Genomic DNA, 25160 nt, shown 5'->3' on the forward strand with positions numbered 1-25160 from the left:
AGTGCTCGCACCTGCACTCACACACCTCGTCCGGGGGATCGTCGATCACCCGGACGAGGTGCAGGTGGTCTCCAAGGCTTCTCCGCGCGGCGACGTGCTCGAAGTCCGAGTCCACCCCGAAGACCTCGGACGCGTCATCGGACGCTCCGGGCGCACCGCCAAGGCGCTTCGCACTCTCGTCACGGCTCTCGCCGACGGGAAGCGCGTTCGCGTCGATGTCGTCGACACCGATTCCTGAATCGGTGGCAGACGACACGAACACCCGAGTCGACGCGCCGTCCCCCGAGGGGACGCGTCTGCGCGTCGGCCGTCTCACCAAGGCCCACGGCCTCAAGGGTGGGCTGAAACTCGAACTCTTCACCGACGCTCCTGAGAAGCGCTTCGTCCCCGGCGCCGTCTTCGCACTCCAAGTGCCGACCGACAGCCCCTGGCACGGCAAGACGCTCGAGCTCGGCGAACTCCGCTGGTACAACTCCCACCCCGTGGGCTTTTTCACCGGCATCTCCGACCGCAGTGCGGCCGAAACCCTCGCCAAGGCCATCCTGTGGGTCGAGCACGAGGGGCTCGAGGTCAGCGACGAGCCCGACGCGTGGTTCGACCACCAGCTGGTCGGTCTCTCCGTTGTTCGCGACGGCCGCGAGGTAGGCACGATTGCGCGCGTCGATCACCTGCCGGCCCAAGACCTGCTCGCAGTTGAGACGCCGACGGGCGAGGTGCTCGTGCCCTTCGTGAGCGCGATCGTCCCCTCGGTCGACCTGGCCTCGCGCACGATCACCGTCACGCCGCCGCTCGGTCTCTTCGAAGAGCTTGTCGACGATGCCGCCGAGAGCGACGAGGAGGCTGGCGCGGAACGCAACGAGACCGCTCCGGTGACCGCGTCGGATCCTGACGTCGCCGCTTCTGAAGACCAGAAGTAGCTCCGTGCGGATCGACATCGTCACGATCTTTCCGGAGTTCTTCGGAGTGCTCGACGTCTCGCTTCTCGGCAAGGCCCGTCAGCAGAAGCTGCTCGACGCCAGGGTCCACGACCTCCGCGACTTCACGCACGACCGGCACCGCACCGTCGACGACACCCCGTACGGCGGCGGCGCCGGCATGGTGATGAAGCCCGAACCGTGGGGTGAAGCCCTCGACGCCCTGCTCGGCGACGCGGAGCCCGGCACTGTCATGGTCGTGCCCTCACCGGCCGGCACGCCTTTCACGCAGGCTCAGGCACGCGAACTAGCGCTCGCCCCTCGGCTGGTCTTCACCTGCGGCCGTTACGAGGGCATCGATCAGCGCGTCATCGACCACGCGCGCACCCGACCCAACGTCGAGGTGCGCGAGATCAGCCTGGGCGACTACGTCTTGAACGGCGGCGAGGTCGCCACCATGGCGATGGTCGAAGCCATCGGACGCCTCGTGCCCGGCGTCGTCGGCAACCCCGAGAGCCTCACCGAAGAGAGCCACGAAGACGGCCTCCTCGAATACCCGAGCTACACGAAGCCCTCGACGTGGCGCGGGCACGAGGTGCCGCCCATTCTGCTGAGCGGCAACCACGGCGCCATCGCGACCTGGCGTCACGAGCAGCAGGTCGAGCGCACCCGAAGGGTTCGGCCCGACCTTCTCGGCGAAGCGTCCGAGTAGGGCGTCGAACCGGCTAGGTACACGCAGGGCGCGACGCCGAAGGATCCGGCTATCCCCGCGCGGTCAGAACGAGCGGGCCCTCCGGCGTGATCGCCACCGTGTGCTCGACGTGGGCCGCTCGCGAGCCATCGGCGCTCTTGATCGTCCAGCCGTCGGAGTCGGTGTAGATCTCGTCGGTGCTCTGCATGAGCCACGGCTCGATCGCGATGACCAGGCCCGGTCGCAGCGGGAACCCGCGGCCCGCGCGCCCGTCGTTAGCGATGTGAGGGTCGCCGTGCATCTCGGTGCCGACGCCGTGTCCGCCGAACTGCAGGTTGACCGCGTAGCCGGCTGCGCGGGCGACGTCGCCGATCGCGGCAGAGATGTCTCCGATGCGCCCGCCGGGCTGGGCCGCGGCGATGCCGGCCGCAAGGGCCTGCTCGCAGGCGTCGATAAGGGCTCGGTCTTCGGGGGTCTCATCGCCCCCGACGACGATGCTGAGGGCACTGTCGGCCACCCAGCCGTCGACCTTCGCTGCGAAGTCGAGGCTCAGCAGATCACCCTTCTGCAGGCGGTAGTCGAACGGGAGTCCGTGCAGCACGGCGTCGTTGACCGAGGTGCAGATGACCTTGCCGAACGGCATCGCGCCGAAGGACGGGTGGTAGTCGATGTAGCAGCTCTCCGCTCGCGCCGCCGTGATCATGCGGTGGGCGAGGGCATCGAGCTCGAGAAGGTTGGTGCCGGGCGTCGCGGCTTTGCGTGTGGCCTCGAGCACTGAGGCGACGAACCGCCCAGCCGGTCGCATGGCGTCTATTTCTCCGGGTGTTCGCAGATCGATCATGGAGCCATTCTTCACTGTCCGTGCATAGTCTTCACTGCATGTGGGTTCGTCGAGGTCTGTACCGTGCTCTGTGGGTGGGGGCAATCGTGCTGCCGGCGTGGGTCCTGCTCGCTCGCGCGTTCTTCGGTGCCCCGCTCGGCTACCAGTTCGTCGCGCAGATCGTGCTCGTCCCGATCCTCTTCGCGGTGCAGGCCGTCGCCATCGCCCTGGTGTTTCTCCGACGCGACAACCGCACTCGTCGCGCCGTCTCGTGGATCGACGCGGGGCTCCTGACGCTCACCTGGCTTGGCCAGTTGGGCATCGGCTTCTTCCTGGTCGACTCGACTTCGTCGCGGTCGGCGGGTTCTGCGTTCAGCGCCCTGGTCGGCAACGACGCGGTGGCTCTGTCGACCGCGCTTTCTGCCGCGTCGATCGTCGTCACGATCGCGGCCGGGGCCGCACTCCTGGTCGCAAGCATCTGGCAGTCGATCCGGGCGGCCCGAGAGGGCTTCCGCTCCACGCTGGCCGAGATGGAGCGGGTGGTACAGGGCGGAACACCAGGATCCAGCCCGACGTCGCCCGGATCCTTCGCTGCCGATCCCGAACACACGATCCGCATCACCCCTCGCGCGTAGCGCCGGGCGTGTCGCCTGTGGCACAATGGCTGATTGTGCCCGCGCACGACTCTGCCACAGGGGAGTCTGCCATTACGAGGCACGAACACTCTTCGAAATGCGCCGGTCGGCAACGAGCTCGACTCGATCGACAGGCGCCCCGAAACCGCGATCGACCTGTGGCGGTTGCAGAGAGCGAATCATCATGAGCCACATCCTCGACAGTCTGGATGCCGCGTCGCTTCGCAGCGATGTCCCCGACTTCCGCGCCGGCGACACCGTCAAGGTCCACGTCAACATCATCGAGGGCACGCGCTCGCGCGTCCAGGTGTTCCAGGGCGTCGTCATCGGCCGCCAGGGCGACAGCGTCCGCGAGACCTTCACCGTCCGTAAGGTCAGCTTCCAGGTCGGCGTCGAGCGTACGTTCCCCGTGCACTCGCCGGTCATCGACCACATCGAGCTCGTCAGCCGTGGCGACGTGCGCCGCGCGAAGCTGTACTACCTGCGCGAACTCCGTGGCAAGAAGGCAAAGATCAAAGAGAAGCGCGACAACTAGTCCGCGCGTCCCGGTGGCAGGGCTGACACGCTCAGCACTCTCGCCGCTTCCGAGCTCCCCGTCCAGTACCATTTGGCGGGGAGCTCTGGTGGTTAAATGACAGATAACAGCACGTTCATGGGTAGGTTGCGTCGAGGCATGCAGCTCCCGTCGGTGACGCCCGACAGCGAGGCCGTTCGCGGTCGCCGTCGCTCAGACGACGATCCCGCCGACACGGGCGGCCGCAAGAAGCGCCGTGGCGGTGCCGGGCGGTTTCTCCGCGACATCGTCATCATCTTCCTTGTCGCCCTGCTGATCTCCTTCCTGATCAAGACGTTCCTGGTGCGCTCGTTCTACATCCCGTCCGAATCGATGCAGAACACCCTGCAGGTGAACGACCGCATCATCGTCAACGAGCTCGTGCCGCGCGTGACTCCGATCAAGCGCGGCGACGTGGTCGTCTTCAAAGACCCGGGCGGATGGCTCGGGTCCACCGACCAGGTGTCGTCGACCACCGGCAACCCGGTCATCGACGGATTCCAGTGGGCGCTCACCCAGGTGGGGCTCGGCACGCAAGACAGCGACGACCACCTCATCAAGCGGGTCATCGGCCTGCCGGGCGACAAGGTCGCCTGCTGCAACGACTTCGGCCAGACGACCGTGAACGGTGTTCCGCTCGACGAGAAGGCCTACACGAAGCTTCCGGCCGGTGTGACCAAAGAGTCGAAAGACGATTTCAGCGTGACGGTTCCGGCCGACTCGCTCTGGGTCGAGGGCGACAACCGCTACAACTCCGCCGACAGCCGTCTTCAGACCGGAACGCCGTCGAAGGGCTTCGTGCCCGAGTCCGACGTCGTGGGTCGCGCCTTCGTCATCACCTGGCCGGTCAGTCGCTGGACGTGGCTCGACGACTACCAGAGCGTCTTCCGCGGCACCGACAAATCGACACAGTGATGGAACGCATCCGATTGATTCCGGGCTGCTGCTGATGGTGGTCGCCGATCCGACCCTCGACTTCGAGCGGTCACTGCACGCCGAGGGCGTCACCTGGGTCGTGGGCTGCGACGAGGTAGGCCGCGGCGCCATCGCCGGGCCGGTCGCGGTCGGCATGAGCGCGGTGATCGCCGCGTGCGATCCGCACCCCGCTGGCCTTCGCGACAGCAAGATGCTCAGCGAGAAACGTCGCGAGTCGATGTATCCGCTGGCCGTCGATTGGTCGCATGCGTCGGCAGTCGGATTGGCAGAGCCCGGCGAAGTCGACGAGTTCGGCATCATCGCCGCTCTGGGGATCGCCGGAAGACGCGCGCTCGTCCAATTGCATGAGCAGGGCGTCGGGATCCTCGATTCCGTCGTGGTGCTCGACGGCAACCACGACTACCTGTCGTCCGCACTGACGCATCCTCCGCGCATCACCACTCGAATCAAGGCGGATCGCGACTGCGCCTCGGTCGCCGCCGCCTCGGTGATCGCCAAGGTGCACCGCGATCGCATGATGATCGACTTCGACACCCTGCATCCCGGCTACGGCTGGGCCGGCAACAAGGGCTACGGCTCGGCGACGCACTACGAAGCGCTCCAGGCTCTCGGGCCGTCTCCGCTGCACCGGCTGACCTGGCTGCACTGACCCGGCCAAGGCCGGAGCTCCCGCGCCGGCGACGAGACACTCGGCTCTCCTGCGCCGATGCGGCGACGCTCGGCTCCCCAGTGGTCGCGGGTAAGATGACTCCTCGATGGACGACGACGATTTCGAAGACTACGACCGCGAGGTCGAGCTCGCTCTCTACCGCGAATATCGTGACGTCGTGTCGCAGTTCCGGTACGTGATCGAGACCGAGCGACGCTTCTACCTCGCCAACGAGGTCGAACTGTTGCGCCGCGACACCGAGCACGACTTCTACTTCGAGCTGACCATGAGCGACGTCTGGGTGTGGGATGTCTACCGCTCCGACCGGTTCGTAAAGTCGGTGCGGGTGCTGACCTTCAAAGACGTCAACGTCGAAGAGCTCACGACGCGCGATCTCGAACTGCCCAAAGAGCTCGCGCTCGACGAGTAGCCGGGCCTCGTCTCCCCAGGCGGTCGACCGCCTCGAGTTCTCCCCAGTCTGACGTCTCTTCCGTCTGAGACGGCGCCGTTTCGCGATCCTCGAAGCAGGAGGTCGTGATGACGAAGAAGAACACGAATCAAGAAGTCGGTGCCCTCGGCGAGGAGGCGGCTGCCGAGCATCTCGCTGAGCGGGGCTACCGGATCCTCGATCGCAATTGGCGATGCCCCGAGGGTGAGGTCGACATCGTCGCCGAAGACGACGACTACGTGGTCGTGGTGGAGGTGAAGACGCGCACGGGCCACGCGGCGGGGCATCCGTTCGAGGCGGTGACGCCCGCGAAAGTGCAGCGGCTACGGCGACTGGCGCTGGCCTGGGCTCACGGCAACCCGCGTTCCGGCCAGCGGCTGCGGGTCGACGTGGTCGCGGTCACCCTCGAGGCTGATGCCTCGACGCGACCCGTCATCGAGCACCTCGAGAACGTCGCGTGACCGTCGCACGCACCGAGGCAGTGGCCCTCGTCGGAGTGGGTGGCCAGCTCGTCGAAGTCGAGGCCGACATCAGCGACGGTCTGCCGGGCTTCGTCTTGATCGGACTGCCCGACACGTCGCTCGGCGAAGCCCGCGACCGGGTGCGAGCCGCTGCGGCGAATTCGGGCTGCGCGCTGCCGCCGCGCAAACTGACGGTCAACCTGTCGCCGGCCGCACTGCCGAAACAGGGCGCATCGTTCGACCTGGCGATCGCCGTCGCCGCACTGGCGGCATCCGATCTGGTCGACCGCCAGTCGATCGACCGGGTCGTCCACATCGGAGAGCTCGGGCTCGACGGTCGACTCCGGCCGGTGTCGGGTGTGCTGCCCGCCGTACTCGGGGCTGTCCGCGCCGGCGCCGAACGCGTGATGGTCCCGACGGCCAATGCGGCCGAGGCGACACTCGTGCCCGGGGTCAGGGTGGTCGGCGTCGCAAGTCTTCGAGAGGCGGCGATCTGGCACGGCGGCGACTTCACGCCCGAGAAGGTCGAGCCGCTGACGCTCCCGGCGGCCGTCCCGCGACCGGAGAGCGAGCTCGACCTGGGAGAGGTGATCGGCAACCGGGCGGCCGTCGAGGGTCTCGTCGTCGCTGCGGCGGGCGGGCACCACACGATGATGGTCGGGCCGCCCGGGTCGGGCAAGAGCATGCTGGCGGCGCGGCTACCCGGTCTCCTGCCCGACCTCGACGTCGAATCGGCCCTCGAGGTGTCGTCGATCCGCTCGCTCTGCGGCCTGCCCCTCAGCGGCGAGCTGGAGCGGCGCCCGCCTTTCGAAAGCCCGCATCATTCCTGCAGCGCTACGGCTCTCGTGGGTGGCGGAAGCGGTGTGCTGCGACCGGGTGCCGTGTCAAGGGCGTCGCGCGGGGTTCTCTTTCTCGACGAGGCACCCGAGTTTCCGGCCCACGTGCTCGACGGGCTCCGTCAGCCCCTCGAGTCCGGCGAGATCCAGCTCCAGCGCACCGCCGTCGGTGCCGTATTTCCGGCGCGCTTCCAGCTCGTCCTCGCCGCGAACCCCTGTGGCTGCGGGCAGTACGGCAGTCGCGACGTCCCCTGCGAGTGCACTCCGTTCGCCAGGCGGCGGTACCTCACCCGGGTGTCCGGGCCGCTCGTCGACCGCATCGACATCCACCTGCGGCTCACGCGGATCGACGCGGCGCAGTTTCACCTCGCGACCGACGGCGCGGTAGACACGAACAGCACGGCGGAGGCGCGTGTTCGGGTCGAACGGGCTCGAGAGCGAGCCGCCGTTCGGCTGGCGTCGACACCCTGGCGCCTCAACTCGGAGGTACCGGGTGCGTGGTTGCGCGCTGAACCCCAGCGCCTGGCCGCCGCAGACACCGCCGACATGGACCGCGCGCTCGAAGGCGGCACCCTCACCATGCGGGGCTACGACCGCGTGTTGCGCCTCGCCTGGACGCTCGCCGACCTCGACGCCCAGGACCGCCCGGATGCCGGTCACGTCGGAGCGGCCCTCGCGCTCAGGAGGCCGCGGTGATCCCGGGCCTCGGCGGAATCGGCGATGCCGAGGTCGTCGCCCTCCTCGGGGGTGTGGGTCGAGACCGCACCGAGACTGCTGGCGACGACTTCGCCTCGGTTGTCTGGTCGTGCCTTGTCGAACCGGGCGATTCGGTGGGCGGGTTGCTCCGAGCGGCCTTCGGGCCCGCGGGGGCCCTCGATGTCCTCCGCCGCGACGACTCCGACGTCGTTCGAGCGCTGGTGGAGGCAGGATTCGGCACGGAGGGTCTCGACATCGCTGCGGCAAGAGCCCGCTGGGCTCCGCGGCTCAAGCCGGTCGCGATCCGCTCTGCCCTTCGCGCCGCGAGCATTGCGGGGGCCCGGCTGTTGCTCCCGGGCGATCCGGCTTGGCCGACGAGCCTCGACGAGCTGGGGGTGCACGCCCCCGCAACGCTCTGGATCCGGGGTGACGCGGGCGCGCTGTCTTCTCGACCCTCGGTGGCGTTGGTGGGATCAAGAGCCTCGTCGAATTACGGGGAGCAGGTCGCCACCGAGCTCGGCACGGGGTTGGTGCTCCGCGGTTTTGGCGTGGTGTCGGGCGGCGCCTACGGCATCGACGGCGTTGCTCATCGAGCCGCGCTCGCCTCCGGCGGCCTTACCGTCGCCATCATGGCCGGGGGAGTCGACCGCTTCTATCCGGCAGGGCACCACGATCTTCTCGTGCGCGTGGCCGAGACCGGCGCGGTCGCGTCGGAGGTGCCGTGCGGCACGGTGCCGTCGCGCTGGAGGTTTCTGCAGCGAAATCGCGTGATAGCCGCGCTGACGGCAGCGACGGTGGTCGTCGAGGCGGGTCATCGGTCGGGCGCGCTCAACACGGCCGGTCACGCGCGGAGCCTCGGAAGGCCCCTGGGTGCGGTGCCGGGGCCGATCACGTCGCCCTCGTCGGCCGGGTGCCATCGATTGCTGCGCGATCCCGAGGTCGTGCTGATCCAGGGGGTCGACGACATCGTGGGCGCCGCTAGCCCCGATCTGGTCGATACGTCTTCCGGCGGTACCGGACGCCGGAGGTCCGCCGCCGAACACCGCGTGCTCGACGCACTGAGCGGGCGGCAGGCCCGCCACGAGGATCGCATCGAGCGGGAGTCGGGGCTGACGGCGGCCGAGGTGCAGGCGACTCTCGCCGTGCTCGAGCTCGCCGGTCAGGTCGAAGAGCGCGAGCGGGGGTGGGTGCGGCTCGTGAGATGACGAGGCGCCATCCGGGCGACGGGGTGCCGCGCCTCGTCGCCGTCCGGGCGGGCTTACGCTGGCGTCGTGGACGACACCCTCGCGCGCGACATCGACGACTTCCGGTCGTGGCTTCGCTCCGCCCGCGGGCTGAGCGAGCACAGCGTGCGCGGGTACGGGGCCGATCTCGCCGATCTGCTCGCTTTCGTCCGCGGCCGACTCGACGAGGATCCGCGCACGGCCGGCCTCGACCTCGAGACCCTGCGCGACTGGCTGTGGGAGTCCACCGACCGGGGCCTCGCCCGCTCCACCATCGCCCGGCGATCGGCTTCCGCCCGCGCCTTCACGCGATGGCTGCACGAGACCGGGCGGGTCGACGTCGATCCGGGCGTCCGGCTTCGAGCGCCGAAGGCGGAGAGTCACCTGCCGCGGGTGCTGACCCGGGACCAAATGGGCGGGATTCTCGATGAGCTGGCCGCCGCAGCCGTCGGCGGCGACGCGACCGCCCTCCGCGACCTGGCCGTCGTCGAGCTGCTCTACGGGGCGGGGCTCCGCGTCGGCGAGCTCGTCGGCTGCGACCTCGGCGACGTCGACTTCGAACGGCTCGTCGTGCGCGTGCTCGGAAAGGGCGCGAAGCAGCGCGTCGTCCCCTTCGGCGTGCCGGCGTCGGCCGCTCTCGACGACTACCTCACCCGAGGCCGGCCACAGCTCGCACCAGGCGCCGACGCCGATCGTGCAGCGCTCTTCGTGGGGCGATCGGGCTCGCGTCTGGGGGCACGGTCGGTCTACGCGCTGGTGGCCCGGATCCTCGAGCCTCTTCCGGGTTCAGGACCGGCGGGGCCGCACGCGCTGAGGCACACGGCCGCGACTCACCTGCTCGACGGCGGGGCCGACCTCCGTGCCGTGCAGGAGCAGCTCGGTCACGCCAGCCTCGGCACGACGCAGATTTATACGCACGTCTCGACCGAACGCTTGCGCGAAAGCTATCGATCGGCGCACCCCCGCGCCTGACGTTCTCGGGCGACAGGGGCCGTGTCGGCAGGAGAACGGAGCGACGCAGCTCGCCGAGGAGGAGGAGCGGCGACACGTAGCGGCCGTCGACCCGGGCCCCGAGGTGGAAGCAGGGCGACGACGACGCGCAATGGCCCGGCTCGACTACGCCGATGGGCTGCCCGCGGTCGACGTGCTGACCACGGGCCACAATCGCGCGCACCGGCTCGAAGCTCGACAGCACTCCGCCCGCGTGCTCGAGCGACAGCACCTGCCGATCGACGACGGTTCCGGCGAAGTGCACGACGCCCGCCTCCGGGGCGACGACGACCACGCCCGGCATCGACGCCACGTCGATACCGCGGTGCCCCGGCGACCAGACCGCGCCGGGTGCTTCATACGGTGTGACGATCCGGTGGGGTGGGGGAGACGGCCACGACCAGCGCCCTGCGACCGCAGCACCGGGATCCTTCGCGACGACCGTGGCGACAGTCGCTCCGGCAGTCGTGACCGCTCGGACGGGGGAAAGCTGCGGGGCCAGGCCGAGAGCGACGGCGAGCAGGAGCGCTGCGAGAAGGCGGAGAACCATGCCCCCAATGCTCGCGTCGGCGCAAGCGCCTCGGCGGGCGTAGGGTCTTTCTGTGCACAACGATTCGTGCACGTCGCATGTGGGGAGGCGGCGGTCACGAGTCGCTGCTTCCTGAATAATCTTGTCGGTCTCGCCGCCCCAGGCTGGATCGACGGCTTGGAAAGTAGAGAACAGTGTCCGACACGACATCCACCACTCCGCCCGGAGAAGCGAAGAAGCTCGAGAGGCGGGTGACGGCCCTCGCTGTCGCCGCGGCCGTCGGCGGGTTCCTCTTCGGATTCGATTCCTCCGTCATCAACGGTGCGGTCGACTCGATCGCTCAGCAATTCGGCATCCCCGCGGCAGCCACCGGCATCACGGTCGCCTCGGCCCTTCTGGGCTGCGCCGTCGGCGCCTATGTCGCCGGCCGTCTCGCCGATCGCTTCGGTCGCATCAAGGTCATGCTCCTCGGGGCGATCCTGTTCTTCGCCTCGTCGATCCTCGCGGGTCTCGCTTTCGCGGTCTGGGACTTCGTGCTTTGGCGCGTCATCGCCGGCATCGGCATCGGCATCGCGTCGGTCATCGCTCCGGCGTACATCTCGGAGGTCTCGCCCAAGGGGATCCGTGGCCGTCTCGGCTCCTTCCAGCAGCTGGCGATCACGCTCGGTATCTTCGCCGCGCTGCTCTCCGATCAGCTTCTCGCCACCGGTGCGGGCAGTGCCTCGGCGATGCTCGGGCCGTTGGAGGCCTGGCGCTGGATGTTCATCGTCGGCGTCGTCCCCGCCGCGGTCTACGGCATCCTCGCTCTGCGTCTTCCCGAGTCGCCCCGCTACCTCGCGGGCGAGGGCCGTCGCGACGAAGCCCGGAGCGTGCTCAGCCAGATAGTCCCGACCGAGACCGTCGAGACCAGCCTCCATGACATCGAAGACGCCATCAACACCGAGGCGAAGCTCGCCAAGAAGTCGAGCGTCCGCGGGCCGGTCGCCGGTCTCCAGGGCATCGTCTGGGTCGGAATCATCCTGGCCGTCCTGCAGCAGTTCGTCGGCATCAACGTGATCTTCTACTATTCGACGACCCTCTGGAAGGCCGTCGGCTTCCAAGAGAGCGACGCATTCCTCATCTCGACGATCACCTCCGTGGTCAACGTCGCCGTCACCTTCGTGGCGATCGCCCTGGTCGACAAGGTGGGCCGTCGTCCGATGCTGCTCGCCGGTTCGATCGGCATGACCCTCAGCCTCGCCGCGATGGCCGTCGCGTTCAGCCAGGCCGACATCGTCTCCGGAGACCCGCAGCTCCCCGGTGCCTGGGGCCCCATCGCCCTTGTCGCGGCCAACCTCTTCGTGGTCTCGTTCGGCGCTACCTGGGGCCCGCTCATGTGGGTCCTGCTCGGTGAGATGTTCCCGCCGAGCATCCGTGCGGCCGCCCTCGGCATCGGTTCGACCGCCAACTGGATCGCGAACTTCGTCGTGACCGTCGCGTTCCCCGTCTTGTCGGCGATCAACCTGACTCTCGCGTACAGCATCTTCGCCTTCTTCGCCCTTCTGTCGTTGATCTTCGTGTTCTTCAAGATCAAAGAGACCAAGGGTCGCTCACTCGAAGAGATGGGCACGGCGGCGGTCGGAGCGAACGCTTAGGATCCCACCGCTCGCGACACACACGGACGCCCTGTTCTCCAGACGGAGACGGGGCGTTCGTGGTGTTACTATTAGCAAGCAGTCTGCTTGCAGGCTGACTTCGCGTGCCCTAGCCGTATGTGCATCAGCACAAGACGCGGCGGCAATTCCACCCATTCGGTCTCTCGACGATCATCACGATCTCGGGGGCGGGTGTGAGGCCGGGCACCAGGCAGAGGCGACCGACCGGTCGTCCATTCAACCGAAAAGACGCGCGTCTTCGCGCGTAGAGAAGGAGAACGGCCATGGCCGTCGTCACCATCCGCCAGCTGCTCGACAGCGGCGTTCACTTCGGACACCAGACCAGGCGCTGGAACCCGAAGGTCAAGCGATTCATCCTCGCGGAGCGCTCCGGCATCCACATCATCGACCTCCAGCAGTCGCTCGGTTACATCGACAAGGCGTACGACTTCGTCAAGGAGACGGTCGCCCACGGCGGCACCATCCTCTTCGTCGGCACCAAGAAGCAGGCTCAGGGGTCCATCTCCGAGCAGGCTATCCGCGTCGGCCAGCCGTTCGTCAACCAGCGCTGGCTCGGTGGTCTCCTGACCAACTTCCAGACGGTTTCGAAGCGCCTCGCTCGCATGAAAGAGCTCGAAGAGATCGACTTCGACGACACGACTCAGGGCTTCACCAAAAAAGAGCTCCTCATCAAGAAGCGCGAGCTCGACAAGCTTCACAAGACTCTCGGCGGTATCCGCAACCTCACGAAGACGCCGTCGGCTCTCTGGGTCGTCGACACCAAGAAAGAGCACCTCGCGATCGACGAGGCCAAGAAGCTCGGCATCCCCGTCATCGGCATCCTCGACACCAACTGCGACCCCGACGAGATCCAGTTCCCGATTCCGGGCAACGACGACGCGATCCGTTCCGTCGGTCTGCTGACGCGCATCGTCGCCGACGCCGCTGCCGAGGGCCTCATTCAGCGTCACCAGAAGCCCGAGGCCGGTGAGACCCCGGTCGAGCCCCTCGCCGAGTGGGAGGCCGAGCTGCTCGCGCAGTCGACCGACGCTCCCGTCGCTGACGCTGCCCCGGCTGCCGACGCCTCTCCTGCCGCCGACGCAGCCCCCGCTGCCGAGCCGACCGAAGAGAACGACGCCGACGCTCATGTCGCCGAGAAGGCACTGGGCGAGCCCGTCGCCAACCCGGTCGCCGAGGCCGACCCCGAGGTCGCGAACGCGGTCGACGCCGACGCTGCTGCTGTCGACGCCGCCGCCGACGCCAAGTAACACCCTCCCCGTCGGGATCATCGGGTGTTTCGGCGCCCGGTGATCCCTTCCTCACGATTCAGCCTCTGATCCACGAAAGGTGGGCACATCTATGGCCAACTACTCACTTGCCGATGTCAAGGTGCTTCGCGACCGTCTCGGCGCGGGCATGCTCGACAGCAAGAACGCACTCGTCGAAGCCGACGGCGACCTCGACAAGGCGATCGAGATCCTCCGCGTCAAGGGCCTGAAGGGCGTTGCAAAGCGCGAGGGTCGCACGACGACCGCCGGTCTCGTGACCGCCAAGCCCGGTACCGCCGGCACCGCCACGATCATTGAGCTCGCCAGCGAGACCGACTTCGTTGCGAAGAACACCAAGTTCATCGCTCTGGCCGAGACCGTTCTCGACGCCGTCGCCGCCTCGGGCGCCGACGATGCCGCGACCGGCAACGCTGCCATCCTCGCGGATGACCAGACGGTCGCCGCGTATGTCGACCAGGAGGCCGCCCTTCTCGGTGAGAAGGTCGAACTCCGCACCGTCGCTACCGTGCCGGGCACCGAGTTCGCCATCTACCTCCACAAGACATCCAAAGACCTGCCCCCGCAGGTCGGCGTGGTCGTCGGGTACACCGGTGGCGATGCCGAGACCGCTCGCTCCATTGCGCAGCACGTGGCCTTCGCTGACCCGAAGTTCATCAGCCGCGACGAGGTTCCGGCCGACGAGGTCGAGCGCGAGCGCGCCATCGTCACCGAGACCGCGAAGAACGAGGGCAAGCCGGAAGCTGCTCTGCCGAAGATCATCGAGGGTCGCCTGACGGGCTTCTTCAAGGAGATCGCCCTTCTCGACCAGGCCTATGCCAAAGACAGCAAGCTGTCCGTGCAGAAGGTCCTCGACGAGGCCGGCATGACCGTTCAGGGCTTCGCCCGGATCAAGGTCGGCGCGTAGCGTCCTGCATGATTGGGGCCTGAGACGATAACTCGTCTCGGGCCCCATTTCTCTGCCCTGATTTCACCGCCACCATTTCTCGATAACCTGACCTGAGACATCACCAGAGGGAGACCAGCACGATGAAGACACCGAAGATCGCACGCAGGCGAGTCCTCCTGAAACTCTCGGGAGAGTCATTCGGCGGAGGCTCGCTGGGAGTGAACCCCGACGTCGTGAGCGCACTGGCCCGCGAGATCGCCGAGGCCTCTAGCGAGGTCGAGGTCGCGATCGTCGTCGGCGGAGGCAACTTCTTCCGCGGGGCCGAGCTAAGCCAGCGCGGAATGGATCGCGGCCGCGCCGACTACATGGGCATGCTGGGCACCGTGATGAACGCCCTCGCCCTGCAAGACTTCCTGGAGCAGACCGGAGCCTCCACAAGGGTCCAGTCGGCCATCTCGATGACGCAGGTCGCTGAGCCTTACATTCCGCGCCGTGCCGCACGCCACCTCGAGAAGGGCCGCATCGTAATCTTCGGTGCCGGCGCCGGCTTGCCCTACTTCTCGACCGATACCGTGTCGGCTCAGCGGGCCCTCGAGATCGGTGCTGAAGAGGTGCTCGTCGCGAAGAACGGAGTGGACGGCGTCTATTCGGCCGACCCCCGCCTCGATCCGACAGCTGTCAAGCTCGAACATCTCACCTACCAAGACGCCCTGGTCAAGGGTCTGAAAGTGGTCGACTCGACTGCATTCAGCCTCTGCATGGACAACGGAATGCCGATGCACGTCTTCGGCATGGAGGGCGAGGGCAACGTGGCTCGCGCAATCCGTGGCGAGCGCATTGGAACGCTCGTCAGCAACTGACGGGCTCGGCGCGGCCCCGGTAACCACCGGGGTGGCCCGGGTAAGCTGACGACGAACTAAGGAGCACTGTGGCGATCACCGACGTATTGACCGAGACCAAAGACAAGATGCGCAAGGCGGTCGAGGTTGCGAAAGACGACTTCAACACCGTACGAACCGGACGCATCAACCCGGCGCTGTTCCAGAAGATCCCCGTCGACTACTACGGCACCCCGACGCCGTTGGCTCAGCTCGCCTCACTACAGGCGCCTGAGGCACGCACGCTCATCGTGACCCCGTACGACAAGACCGCTCTCAAAGAGATCGAGAAGGCCATCACGACCTTCCCGAATCTCGGCGCGTCTCCGTCGAACGACGGCACTATCATTCGGGTGACCATTCCCGAGCTGACGCAGGATCGCCGCAAAGAGTTCGTAAAGATCGTTCGTGGCAAGGGTGAAGACGCGAAGATCGCCGTCCGCAACATCCGCCGTAAGGCGAAAGACGACCTCGACTCGCAGACCGAGGTCGGCGATGACGAGGTGGCTCGCGCCGAGAAAGAGCTCGAGTCGATCACGAAGGGCTTCGTCGACCAGATCGACGACGCTTTGAAGAAGAAAGAAGCGGAGCTGCTCGAAGTCTGATGGGCACGGCTCCTTCCGATCCTGATCAGTCTGGTTCGTCGAACCAGAAGAGACCCGACTTCGACGAGCGCGCGCACAACGCTCGCCACGAGCTCGAGGCCAATCTCCGTGCGCAGCGCGCGCGACTCGAGGCCAGCAACGAGAAGCTGACGGCGCGCACGGGCCGCAATCTCCCTGCGGCTATCGGCATTGGGGTCGGTCTCGGCGGGTCTGTGCTACTTAGCCTGGTTCTGGTCAAGTGGGTCTTCGTCATCGTCGCGGCCGCGCTGATCTTCTTCATCGTCATCGAGCTGACGAACGCGCTGAGGTCAGCGGGTCGCAAGGTGCCGCGCATCCCAAGCGTGGTCGTGGCGATGGCCGTGGTCGTCGCCTCCTACGTCTGGAAGGCGGAGGGGCAGTGGCTCGTCCTTCTGGGCGGCGTCGTCGTCATCTCCGTCTGGCGGCTTGTCGAACAAGCTCTGCCGTCTCGACGGGCGTCGGCGGCCGACACCGGTCGCGACCTCGCAGCCGGCGCCTTCGTGCAGATCTATACGACGTTCCTCGGATCGTTTCTCGTTCTCCTCACCGCCCAGGAGGGCGGCCAGTGGTGGGCGCTCGGCACACTCATCATCGTCATCGCGGTCGACACGGGCGCGTACGCGACCGGGCTCAATTTCGGCAAGCACAAGATGGCCCCGCGTATCTCGCCCAAGAAGACCTGGGAGGGCTTCGCAGGATCCGCGGCGTCCGCCATGATCGCCGGAGTCTTGATCTCCGTGTTCATGATTCACGAGCCCTGGTGGCTCGGCATCATCCTCGGAGCCGTTCTCACGTTGACCGCGACCGTCGGCGACCTGACGGAGTCGCTGATCAAACGCGATCTGGGCATCAAAGACATCTCGGCCTGGTTGCCCGGCCACGGGGGATTCCTGGATCGACTCGACTCGACTCTGCCGTCGGCGGTAGTCGCGTATGCGCTCTATCTGATCTTCGCTTGACGTCGGATCCTGGGCTCTTCTGCTCTGGGAGTTCGGGCCGGGCTGTTCGTGCGGCACAATGGTCGGCGTGAGTGCGACTTTCCCGAGAGTGACCGGTTCGACCCGCGGCTACGACATCGATCAGGTGGAGGAGTTCTTGAAGCGGGCTAGAGCCGCGTATTCGAGCGACTCCACGACCGTCTCCGAGGCGACCGTCTCGGCCGAGACGATTCGGCACACCGCCTTCGGCATGGTCAAGAAGGGCTACGAGCCCGCGCATGTCGACGCAGCACTCGAGCGTCTCGAAGACGCCTTCGCCATGAGGGAGCGCGACCGGGTGCTCCGGGCTACGGGCGACGAGACCTGGTTCGCCGAGGCCCGATCGACCGCCGAGGCCATCGTCGCCCGGTTGGAGAGGCCGGAGGGGCGGCGTTTCGACCGTGTCACGTTCCTTTCGGCGGGGTACCACCCCAAAGACGTCGACAGCCTGGTCGAGCGGCTGCAGGGGTATTTCTCGGAGGGGCGCGCGCTGAGCATCGAAGAGGTGCGCACGAGTGTGTTCCGCCCGAAACGCGGCGGTTACCGCGAGGGCCAGGTCGACCTGGTGCTCGATTCGGTGATCGATGTGATGCTCGCCGTCCGGTGAGTCGCCCTTGGCGGAGCGTGATCCATCCGTTATAGTTGTCGAACTTATGGGTAGGCACTCCGCAGTTCAGGCATCCGCAGTTCCGTCCTCCGACCGCACGTCGAGGCACGAGCACCGGGCAGTCGTTCCCCGACCTCGCGTTTCCGCTCCGGTCCGCCAGGTTCGTCCTGCTGAAGCGGCGGGTGCGTCCTTCGCGGCCCGCCCCGCAGATCGGCGTCGTACCAGCCAGCGAGTCATCGTTCCCCTGGTCGGCTTCGCGGCCAGCTTCGCGTTTGTCTCCGCCTCGCTCGTGAACCCGCTGTCGGGGGCCGTGGCCGCAACCGCAGCGCCCGTCTCACTCGCGCCAACTGCACCCTCGGCTCAGGTAGCAGCCGGCCAGAGCTACACGGTCGCCTCCGGTACCACCGTGGCGACTAGTCGCGACGCCTACACCGTCGAGTACACCGCGCCCGTCGTCAAGAAGGCGGCACCGGTGGTGACGACCGACACGACCGAGACCGACACCGCTACTGCGACCGACTCGTCCGCATCGGCGACACCTGCAGTCACTGCGGCTCCCGCTGCTGCGGCCGCGACGCCCGGCAGCGCCCAGGCGATCGGCGCCGAGCTCGTCGCCGCCCGAGGCTGGGGCACGGACCAGTACAACTGCCTCGTCTCGCTCTGGAACAAGGAGTCGGGTTGGAACGTCTACGCGGCCAACCCGTCCGGTGCCTACGGAATCCCGCAGGCCCTTCCTGGCAGCAAGATGTCGTCCGTCGGTGCCGACTGGCAGACCAACCCGGCCACCCAGATCACCTGGGGCCTGAACTACATCCAGGGTCGCTACGGAAACCCGTGTGGCGCCTGGGCGCACTCGGTCGCCAACAACTGGTACTGAGCGACTCCTCGATCGAGGCTTACTTTCGTCTCGTTCGATAAGATTTTATCTATGCCTCGAAGTAACCGACCTCGGCGCCCCCGGGGTCGTGGGGCAGAGTCGGAGTCGAGCGACCTCGGCCGGATCCTCTTCGGTGGTCAACAGACCGAGGTCAAGCGGGGGCGCGAGTTCGTCGTCCAGTCGATCTCGGGGGCCTCGTCGCTGAAGGCGTACGTCTGCCCCGGGTGCAGCAAGTCGATAGAACCTGGCACACCCCACGTGGTCGCCTGGCGCGCCGACGGTCTCTTCGGCGCCGAGAGCGACCTCGCTGCGCGGCGTCACTGGCACACCCACTGTTGGAGGATCGCGTGACAGAGCAGCCGTCCAGATCGACCATCGACGTTCGCGGGGGAGTCGAGCTTCCGGCGAGACGAAGCGACATCGAGCTGCACACGGCCGATGGGCTCACGCTAGTGGGAGAGCTGGCGCTGCCGGTCGATGCTGCGCCCTCGGGCACCCTTGTGACCCTGCACCCCCTGCCGACCGCAGGAGGGTTCATGGACTCCCACGTCATTCGCAAAGCCGCCGCTCGTCTGCCGGCCCAGGCCGACATGGCCGTCTTGCGGTTCAACTTCCGTAGCGCCTCGTCGCCCCGGGGTCGTTCCGAAGGTGAATTCGGCGACGGCGAGACCGAACGCTTCGACCTTGCAGCGGCGATCGCCTTCGTCGCCGAGCGCGGGCTATCGACACCGTGGCTGGTTGGCTGGTCGTTCGGCACCGAGGTGGCGCTCAAGCACGGCCTCGAGCATGACATCGCGGGTGCCATTCTCCTTTCGCCACCCCTCGCCCGCACGACCGACGATGAGTTGCGTCGGTGGGCAGGGAGTGGGCGTCGTCTCGTCGCGATCATTCCCGAGTTCGATGACTTCCTCCGCCCCGAGGCAGCCCGTCAACGCTTCGCGGTCGCGCCCGAGACAGAGCTCATCGAAGTCGCCGGCGGCAAGCACCTGTGGGTCGGAGAGAATCAGACCCGGCGCGTGCTTACCGAGATTGTCGAGGTCGTCAACCCGACGGCACTCCCTCTCGGCGAGATCTGGTCGTAGAGAGCAGGCCCCTGCCGGAGCGGCCGAAGGCGCCTATTTCGTGTTCTGGCGAGGGATGACGACCTCGCGCACGATCAAGAGGACAGCCGCGGCGACGGGAACGGCGATGAGAGCGCCGAGCACGCCCAGCAGAGTGCCGCCGACGAGGGCTGAGATGATCACGATCACGCCCGGAACCTTGACTGCGCGTCGCATCACACGCGGCGCGAGGATGTACGCCTCTACCTGCATGTAGACGAGGTAGTAGATCGCGAGGAAGATCCAGGTCGCGGGGGAGAGGGGAAGGAGCGCTACCTGGGCGAGGACGATGACGGCTGCCGCCCCGACTGTGCCTACCAGCGGGATCAGGGCGCCGATGAACGCGATGAAGGCGAAGAAGGCCGGCAGCTGCGCACCCGAGATCGACAGCACGACGAAGCTCAGGATTCCGTTGAGGAGCGCCAGAGCCACCTGCCCGATGACGTAGCGACCGATCGAGCTCGAGATCTGATCGGAGAGCCGGATGTATTCGGGTCGACTCGAGCGGGGAATCAACTGCGAGACCCCGCGCTTCATGCTGTCGAGCGACGCCATGAAGTAGAGCGTGAGAATCAGCACGATCAGGACCCCGGCGAGGCCGTTCGAGATCGCCACCCCCACCGCGAGCACGCCTCCGCCGATGGCGACGACGTTCTTCGGATCGGTGAGGAAGTCCACGACGGAGTTGAGGCTGTCTTGCACGTCGAAGGCGTCTTTGGGGACGAGCGACTGGAGATTGTCGACGAACTGCTGCGCCGTCACGCTCTGCAGGTAGGTCGAGAGGTTGGTGACGAGCGTCGAGGTCTGCTGCACGATGGTGGGCACGATCGCGAAGACGACGCCGACGAAGGCGAGGAGGACTCCGACCATGACGATGGTGATCGCCAGAGGCCGGGGGACGTGACGGTTCTCGAGCCACCGCACCACCGGGTCGAGCCCGAGGGCGAGGAAGAGGGCCACGCCCACGTAGGTGATGATCGTCGACAGCTCGCCGAGGGCGGTGCCGATGAGGATCGCCGTCAAGACGCCGAGGCCACCGAGGAGGCCGAGACGGTAAGCGTTGGAGATTCTCACGCGAGGATCACTCGCCCTGCTGGGACTGCGACTCGGCTACCTGGCCGACCATGCCCCGGAGGTTCTCGAAGTAGGCCGCCACGGAGTCGCGCTCCCGGTTGATTGCCGACAGGCGCTCCTCGGCGTCGCCGATGATGCCGCGCGCCTGGCGCTCCGCATCGGTGACGAGGAACTCGGCGCGCGAGCGGGCATTGCTCAGGGTCTCGTTCGCCACTCGCTCCGACTCGGCGCGGGTCTTGCGCGCCGCGGCGTAGGCGTTCGCCTCCGCCTCGCGGGCCTCTTTGCGCTTGGTCTCTGCACGCTCGGTCACGTCGGCGAGCTGAGCGTTCGCCTCGTCGAGGAAGGTCTGAGTCTCTTCGACGGCGTCGTGGTGCCGCTGGACGTAGTCTTGCTCGGCCTCGTCGCGTCGCGTCGCCAGCTCGACCTCGAGAGCGGTCCGGGCCGTGTGCGCCTCCCGCTCGAGTTCAGCAGCGATCCGGTCGCGATCGGCGGCGATCTCGGCATCGAAGGTCTCGCGCTCGCCACGGAGGCGGGTGCGCTGTTCGTCGTCGTCGTGGGCGAGGCGGGCGCGCGTCTCGGCGAGATCAGCGTCGAGCTCGGAGCGGGCGCGAGCAGCTTCGGCGGCGATCCCGGCCTGATGATCAGCGAGATCGCGCTCGATGCGGTCGCGGGTCTGCGTCAAGTCGCGGTCGATCTGCTCACGGGTCTCGCGGGTGGTGCGTTCGATCTCTTCCGCGCTGGCCAGCCGGGCGGCTTCGATATCGGCGTGCGCGTCGGCGACCTCGCGGTCGAGCTCGGCGCGGGTGCTCTCGGCCTCTCGAGCGAGGGCCTCGCGGGCGGTCGCCGTGTCGCTTGCAAGAAGGGCCCGGGCCGCGGTGATCTCGCGGTCGAGTTCGGCTCGGCCGTTCGTGATCTCTTCGGCAAGTTCGGTTCGGGTGCCGACGACCTCGCGATCGAGCGAGTCGCGCCGTGCGGCGACCTCGCGTTCGAGGTCGGCGCGGGTCGTCTCGTCGAGCCGGGCCAGATCGTCGCGGACGGTGGTGGACTCGAGTTCGAGCTCGGCGCGCTGGCGCTCGGTGTCGCTTGCGAGGAGGGCGCGGCCCTCCTCGGTGTCGCGTGCGAGGTCGGCTGCACCTTCGCGTGCCTCGGCGACCTCGGCCTCGACGGCCGCCCTGAGGTCAGCGACCTCGCGTTCGGCGGCGGCACGAAGGGCAGCGGCTTCGCGCTTTGCTGTCGACATGGCCTCGGCGGCCTGGGTGGAGGCGTTCGTGCGCGTAGCAGCCGCATCGCGCTCGGCATCGGCGATCATTGCCGCCGCATCGTCGCGAGCCCGGGCCACGAGACGATCGGCTTCTCCGGTCGACTCTTCGACCTGGGCGGCGGCGCGGCCGCGAGCGTCGTCGAGGATGTCGGCGGCGCGCTCACGTGCTTCGTCGGTGACTCGCTCGGCCTCGGCGCTGGTCGTCGAGCGAAGCTCGGCTGCGTCGCGCTCGGTCTTGGCGATGAGGTCGTTCGACTGCTCTTCCGCGAGCCGAAGCGTGTTTTCCAGTTTGGCCCCGAGGCCCTTGTAGCTCGGCTCCCCGACCTCTTCGAGTTCGTCTTCGAGCTCTTCGATGCGGTGCGACAGCTGCCGTGCCGATTCGGCCTGTTCGGCTCGGTCGTTGTTCGCCTTGATCAGTTCTCGCCGGAGATCGCCGAGAGCTTTCTCGACCTCCTCCTTCTTGTACCCGCGGAGTTCGGTTCCGAATTCAGCCTCATCAGTGGCCACGATGTCTCCCTGTGGTTGGGGCGAGCCCGGATATCTAACGGGACACGAGAACGGTGGACGGCGGTGGCATGCCCGAGGGCGGCCAACCTCCACATTTTAGCGGGATTCCCGGCCTCTCATGCTGGCTAGGCGTCTCTCAGAGTCGTCGGCTACCCTGAAGGGTCTTAAATTCGCTGCCGCCAGATACCCGGATGGTGGCACGAAGGGAGAAAATCTCGTGCGTTTCGTCTTGGCCGTCATCACCCTGGTGATCGCGGCTCTGTTGGTGCTCCTCGGGCTTGCTCAGCGGACGGTATTCGCGCCGCCCGACTCGGTGACCTCGTCCGTGACGACCACGTCGTCCGCCCCCGTCACGATCATCCCGGCCAGCGCCCTGAAGGCGTACCCGGGGCGGGAGAGCATCCACATCGAAGGGGATGGCACGTCGTTCGCCGCCTACGCGAAGACCGCCGACATCACCGCCTGGGTCGGCGACTCCGCTCACAACACGGTTTCGTACGACACCTCGCTGAAGAAGCTGGTGAGCAAGACCGTCGAGGGAACATCGGGGTCGGTGCCGGATCCTCGTGATTCCGATCTCTGGTACACCGAGTTCTCCGGCCAGGCCCTCAACTTCTCACTCGACGCGCCCGACGACATCTCTCTCATCGTGGCGACCGACGGCACCAAGCCGGCGCCGTCGAACCTCTCGGTGAGCTGGCCGCTGTCGACCGCGACCCCGCTCGTCGGACCGCTCGTGACGGCCGGCCTCCTCGTGTTCCTCATCGGCATCGGCCTCTTCGTGTGGGCGATCGTCCACCACCGTCGCACCCGCGGGCCTCGTCGTTCATCAGGTGGCGGTCGCCGCCCCAAGCTTCCTCGTGCCGAGCGTCAGGGCTCTGTGCGTTCGTCACGCCGTGCAGCGCTCGGTGCGTCGGCGGGCAAGGGCAGTCGCGGTCGGCGCATGGTCGCCGTCGTGCCGATCGTGCTCGTCGGGGCCCTCGGCCTCGCTGGCTGCTCGTCCGACTACTGGCCCCAGGGGCCGTCCGATTCGACGGCCGCCACGGCAACGCCGACACCGTCCGCCTCCGCCGAGGCACCCGGCGACGCCCTCCAGCCGCCGGCAGTAACGGTCGCGCAGGCCAAGCGAATCATCGAGCGCATCGTCAGCGTGCAGACCCGAGCCGACAAGGCGGGCAGCACCGACCTGGCGTCGACTCGATTCACCGGCCCCGCACTTGAGCAGCGCACCGCCAGCTATGCGATCCGCAAGAACGACGATTCGGCCGCTCTGCCCGTGTCGATCCCGACGGGTTCGGTGACGCTGACGCTTCCGCAGCAGACCGACTCGTGGCCGCGCACCGTGTTCGCGCTGGTCAAAGACAACGACTCGACGAAGGTCGCGCCGGTCGGCGTGATGCTGACGCAGGAGTCCGCGCGCGACGCGTTCAAGGTCGACTATCTCGTCGGCCTCGAGGCGGGTGCCGAGATTCCCAAGGTCGCTCCGGCGACGACCGGGGCGGCTCGTCTCGCACCCGACGTCAAGTTGCTCGCGATGGAACCCGACAAGATCGCCGCCGCCTACGCCGACGTCTTGAAAGACGGCAAGGAGAGCGCTTCAGCCGCGGCGTTCCAGACGAGCGGCGACACGCTCCGCCCCAAGATCGGCAAGTCGTACAAAGACAAGAAGGCGGCGGCACTGCCTGCCACGGCCAAGATCGCCTACTCGAGTTCAGTGAACGACGAGCCGAGCATCGCCTTCGCGACCAACGACGCCGGTGCGATCGTCTCGGTGGCCATCAACGAGACCGAGACCGTCACACCGACTAAAAAGGGTGCCGAGGTCAACACCGAGGGCGAGGTCAAATCGCTCTCCGGTGTCGACAAGTCGACGAAGGGCATCGAGGCGACGTATGGCGTCGAACTCCTCTTCTCCGTCCCGCCCGTCGGCAGCGACGACAAGATCGTCCTCCTCGGCTTCAGCCAAGCACTGATCTCAGCGAAAGAAGTCTCATGAGCAACGTCCCTCCGAGCGCCGCCAGTCTTCGCGGCGCCGTCGACCTCTCCTCCCTGGTGAACCGTCCGGCAGCACCCGCTCCCGGTCACACCGAAGGATCCCCGGCGACGCCCGCAGCATCCGGCTCCGAGGGCGCTGCACCCGCAGCGGGCGTCCCCTCGCTCGTGGTCGACGTCACCGACGCTACGTTCTCGTCCATCCTCGACCTGAGCAACCAGGTGCCGGTCATTGTCGACATCTGGGCCGAGTGGTGCGGCCCGTGCAAGCAGCTCTCGCCGATCCTCGAGAAGTTGATCGTCGAATACGCCGGCCGGTTGGTGCTTGCCAAGGTCGACGCCGACACGAACCCGCAGCTGACGCAGGCCTTCCAGGCCCAGTCGATCCCGACCGTGGCGGCCGTCATCGCGGGGCGCCCCGTGTCGCTCTTCGTCGGCGCGCTTCCCGAAGCGCAGGTGCGCGATGTCTTCGAGCAGGTGCTCGAGCTGGCCGAGCAGAACGGCGTGACCGGGCGGCTCTCCGTCGACGGTGCCGCTGCCGAGGCCACTGGCGAACCCGAGCCCGAGCCGCTGCCGCCGCACCACCAAGACGCCTACGACGCCATCGAGCGGGGTGACTACGACGCGGCGAAGGCGGCGTACACCACGGCGATCGCTCAGGATCCCCGCGACAGCCTAGCGGTAGCGGGGCTGGCGCAGGTCTCGCTGCTCGCTCGCCTCCAGGGAGTGACGATGGCCGACGTGAGGGCTGCGGGAGCCTCGTCGCCCGACGATCTCGACGCCCAGCTGGCAGTCGCCGATCTCGACCTGAGCGGTGGGCACGTGACTGACGCCTTCGATCGGATCCTCACGCTCTTTCCGAAGCTCGACCAGCCGGGCAAAGACGCGGCGCGCACGCGTCTGCTCGAGTACTTCGAGGTCGCAGGGCTCGACGCACCCGAGGTCGTGGCCGCGCGGCGTCGCCTGACGATGCTGCTGTACTAAGCGCTGACCGCTCTCGGCATCCGCCGACACACGAATCCCGGTCTCACCGGCCTGCCGAGGCTGGTCGGAGAGACCGGGATACGTGTTACG

The 25160-nt window shown here is 67.4% G+C and carries 27 protein-coding genes and 1 pseudogene; 24 read left to right on the top strand and 4 right to left on the bottom strand.

Going from position 1 to position 25160, the window contains the following annotated elements; all coding sequences use genetic code 11:
- Position 1: 1 nt before the first annotated feature.
- Genes EDF39_RS15870 through trmD form a run of 3 tightly spaced genes read left to right on the top strand, consistent with a single transcriptional unit; the run spans position 2 to position 1626 of the window.
- Positions 2-238: an RNA-binding protein gene (locus tag EDF39_RS15870; protein ID WP_055958803.1), complete on the top strand. Its 237-nt coding sequence runs from the start codon at positions 2-4 to the stop codon at positions 236-238.
- A complete protein-coding gene (gene rimM, locus EDF39_RS15875) occupies positions 216-917 on the top strand; it encodes a ribosome maturation factor RimM (protein WP_123944629.1) in 702 nt (233 codons plus the stop codon). The genes EDF39_RS15870 and rimM overlap by 23 nt, the downstream gene beginning before the upstream one ends.
- Positions 918-921: 4 nt before the next feature.
- Entirely contained in the window at positions 922-1626 is a 705-nt protein-coding gene (trmD, locus tag EDF39_RS15880) for a tRNA (guanosine(37)-N1)-methyltransferase TrmD (protein WP_123944631.1), read from the top strand.
- 49 nt (positions 1627-1675) lie between these two features.
- On the opposite strand, the gene map is transcribed toward trmD, so the two are convergent.
- The gene (map, locus tag EDF39_RS15885; protein WP_123944633.1) at positions 1676-2446 is read right to left on the bottom strand and encodes a type I methionyl aminopeptidase; all 771 of its coding nucleotides are present in this window, start codon (positions 2444-2446) and stop codon (positions 1676-1678) included.
- A 38-nt stretch (positions 2447-2484) separates the two neighbouring features.
- Between map and EDF39_RS15890 the strand changes: the two genes are divergently transcribed.
- From EDF39_RS15890 to EDF39_RS15930, 9 genes are all read left to right on the top strand, one after another.
- On the top strand, positions 2485-3060 hold the full coding sequence (locus EDF39_RS15890) for a hypothetical protein (RefSeq protein ID WP_123944635.1): 576 nt from the start codon (positions 2485-2487) through the stop codon (positions 3058-3060).
- A 184-nt stretch (positions 3061-3244) separates the two neighbouring features.
- A complete protein-coding gene (gene rplS / locus EDF39_RS15895) occupies positions 3245-3595 on the top strand; it encodes a 50S ribosomal protein L19 (protein ID WP_055958791.1) in 351 nt (116 codons plus the stop codon).
- A gap of 138 nt (positions 3596-3733) precedes the next feature.
- Positions 3734-4528: a signal peptidase I gene (gene lepB, locus EDF39_RS15900; RefSeq protein ID WP_123944896.1), complete on the top strand. Its 795-nt coding sequence runs from the start codon at positions 3734-3736 to the stop codon at positions 4526-4528.
- 34 nt (positions 4529-4562) lie between these two features.
- Positions 4563-5198, top strand: a complete 636-nt coding sequence (locus tag EDF39_RS15905; protein ID WP_123944637.1) for a ribonuclease HII — start codon at positions 4563-4565, stop codon at positions 5196-5198.
- Between the two features lie 106 nt (positions 5199-5304).
- Complete coding sequence (locus EDF39_RS15910) at positions 5305-5628, top strand: DUF2469 family protein (protein ID WP_055958787.1); 324 nt, start codon at positions 5305-5307, stop codon at positions 5626-5628.
- 107 nt (positions 5629-5735) lie between these two features.
- Positions 5736-6107: a YraN family protein gene (locus EDF39_RS15915; protein ID WP_123944639.1), complete on the top strand. Its 372-nt coding sequence runs from the start codon at positions 5736-5738 to the stop codon at positions 6105-6107.
- On the top strand, positions 6104-7639 hold the full coding sequence (locus EDF39_RS15920; protein WP_123944641.1) for a YifB family Mg chelatase-like AAA ATPase: 1536 nt from the start codon (positions 6104-6106) through the stop codon (positions 7637-7639). The genes EDF39_RS15915 and EDF39_RS15920 overlap by 4 nt, the downstream gene beginning before the upstream one ends.
- On the top strand, positions 7636-8844 hold the full coding sequence (gene dprA / locus EDF39_RS15925; protein ID WP_233573170.1) for a DNA-processing protein DprA: 1209 nt from the start codon (positions 7636-7638) through the stop codon (positions 8842-8844). Before EDF39_RS15920 ends, dprA begins: the two co-directional genes overlap by 4 nt.
- A 66-nt stretch (positions 8845-8910) precedes the next feature.
- Positions 8911-9834, top strand: coding sequence for a tyrosine recombinase XerC (locus EDF39_RS15930; RefSeq protein WP_233573171.1), 924 nt, complete (start codon positions 8911-8913; stop codon positions 9832-9834).
- A gap of 79 nt (positions 9835-9913) precedes the next feature.
- On the opposite strand, the pseudogene EDF39_RS17935 reads toward EDF39_RS15930, so the two are convergent.
- A pseudogene (locus EDF39_RS17935) lies at positions 9914-10591 on the bottom strand (M23 family metallopeptidase); the annotation flags it as partial.
- On the opposite strand from EDF39_RS17935, the gene EDF39_RS15940 reads away from it, so the two are divergent.
- The 10 genes from EDF39_RS15940 (at position 10576) to EDF39_RS15985 (ending at position 19234) form a co-directional block, all read left to right on the top strand.
- On the top strand, positions 10576-12015 hold the full coding sequence (locus EDF39_RS15940; RefSeq protein WP_123944645.1) for a sugar porter family MFS transporter: 1440 nt from the start codon (positions 10576-10578) through the stop codon (positions 12013-12015). The pseudogene EDF39_RS17935 and the gene EDF39_RS15940 sit on opposite strands and share 16 nt — an antisense overlap.
- A gap of 284 nt (positions 12016-12299) precedes the next feature.
- Positions 12300-13283 (top strand): 30S ribosomal protein S2, encoded by a 984-nt coding sequence (gene rpsB / locus EDF39_RS15945; RefSeq protein WP_123944647.1) that lies wholly within the window; start codon positions 12300-12302, stop codon positions 13281-13283.
- 91 nt (positions 13284-13374) lie between these two features.
- A complete protein-coding gene (gene tsf / locus EDF39_RS15950) occupies positions 13375-14208 on the top strand; it encodes a translation elongation factor Ts (RefSeq protein ID WP_055958740.1) in 834 nt (277 codons plus the stop codon).
- A 122-nt stretch (positions 14209-14330) separates the two neighbouring features.
- Complete coding sequence (pyrH, locus tag EDF39_RS15955; protein ID WP_123944649.1) at positions 14331-15050, top strand: UMP kinase; 720 nt, start codon at positions 14331-14333, stop codon at positions 15048-15050.
- Between the two features lie 107 nt (positions 15051-15157).
- Entirely contained in the window at positions 15158-15673 is a 516-nt protein-coding gene (gene frr, locus EDF39_RS15960) for a ribosome recycling factor (RefSeq protein WP_055961960.1), read from the top strand.
- Complete coding sequence (locus tag EDF39_RS15965) at positions 15673-16650, top strand: phosphatidate cytidylyltransferase (protein WP_084815904.1); 978 nt, start codon at positions 15673-15675, stop codon at positions 16648-16650. The genes frr and EDF39_RS15965 overlap by 1 nt, the downstream gene beginning before the upstream one ends.
- Before the next feature lie 58 nt (positions 16651-16708).
- Positions 16709-17275 (top strand): DivIVA domain-containing protein, encoded by a 567-nt coding sequence (locus EDF39_RS15970; protein ID WP_055958734.1) that lies wholly within the window; start codon positions 16709-16711, stop codon positions 17273-17275.
- A gap of 46 nt (positions 17276-17321) precedes the next feature.
- Positions 17322-18152, top strand: coding sequence for a transglycosylase SLT domain-containing protein (locus EDF39_RS15975; protein WP_123944651.1), 831 nt, complete (start codon positions 17322-17324; stop codon positions 18150-18152).
- Positions 18153-18203: 51 nt separating this feature from the next.
- On the top strand, positions 18204-18503 hold the full coding sequence (locus EDF39_RS15980; RefSeq protein WP_123944653.1) for a hypothetical protein: 300 nt from the start codon (positions 18204-18206) through the stop codon (positions 18501-18503).
- Positions 18500-19234, top strand: coding sequence for an alpha/beta hydrolase (locus tag EDF39_RS15985; RefSeq protein WP_233573172.1), 735 nt, complete (start codon positions 18500-18502; stop codon positions 19232-19234). The genes EDF39_RS15980 and EDF39_RS15985 overlap by 4 nt, the downstream gene beginning before the upstream one ends.
- Before the next feature lie 33 nt (positions 19235-19267).
- On the opposite strand, the gene EDF39_RS15990 is transcribed toward EDF39_RS15985, so the two are convergent.
- Both EDF39_RS15990 and EDF39_RS15995 read right to left on the bottom strand, forming a co-directional pair.
- Positions 19268-20326, bottom strand: coding sequence for an AI-2E family transporter (locus tag EDF39_RS15990; protein ID WP_055958725.1), 1059 nt, complete (start codon positions 20324-20326; stop codon positions 19268-19270).
- 7 nt (positions 20327-20333) lie between these two features.
- Entirely contained in the window at positions 20334-22094 is a 1761-nt protein-coding gene (locus EDF39_RS15995; protein WP_123944657.1) for a DivIVA domain-containing protein, read from the bottom strand.
- Positions 22095-22311: 217 nt separating this feature from the next.
- On the opposite strand from EDF39_RS15995, the gene EDF39_RS16000 reads away from it, so the two are divergent.
- Both EDF39_RS16000 and EDF39_RS16005 read left to right on the top strand, forming a co-directional pair.
- Positions 22312-24090: a hypothetical protein gene (locus EDF39_RS16000; RefSeq protein WP_123944659.1), complete on the top strand. Its 1779-nt coding sequence runs from the start codon at positions 22312-22314 to the stop codon at positions 24088-24090.
- Entirely contained in the window at positions 24087-25070 is a 984-nt protein-coding gene (locus tag EDF39_RS16005; RefSeq protein ID WP_123944661.1) for a tetratricopeptide repeat protein, read from the top strand. Before EDF39_RS16000 ends, EDF39_RS16005 begins: the two co-directional genes overlap by 4 nt.
- The last annotated feature ends 90 nt before the right edge of the window (positions 25071-25160 follow it).

It is taken from the genome of Frondihabitans sp. PhB161 (assembly GCF_003814635.1).
In the GTDB taxonomy this organism is placed as follows: domain Bacteria; phylum Actinomycetota; class Actinomycetes; order Actinomycetales; family Microbacteriaceae; genus Frondihabitans.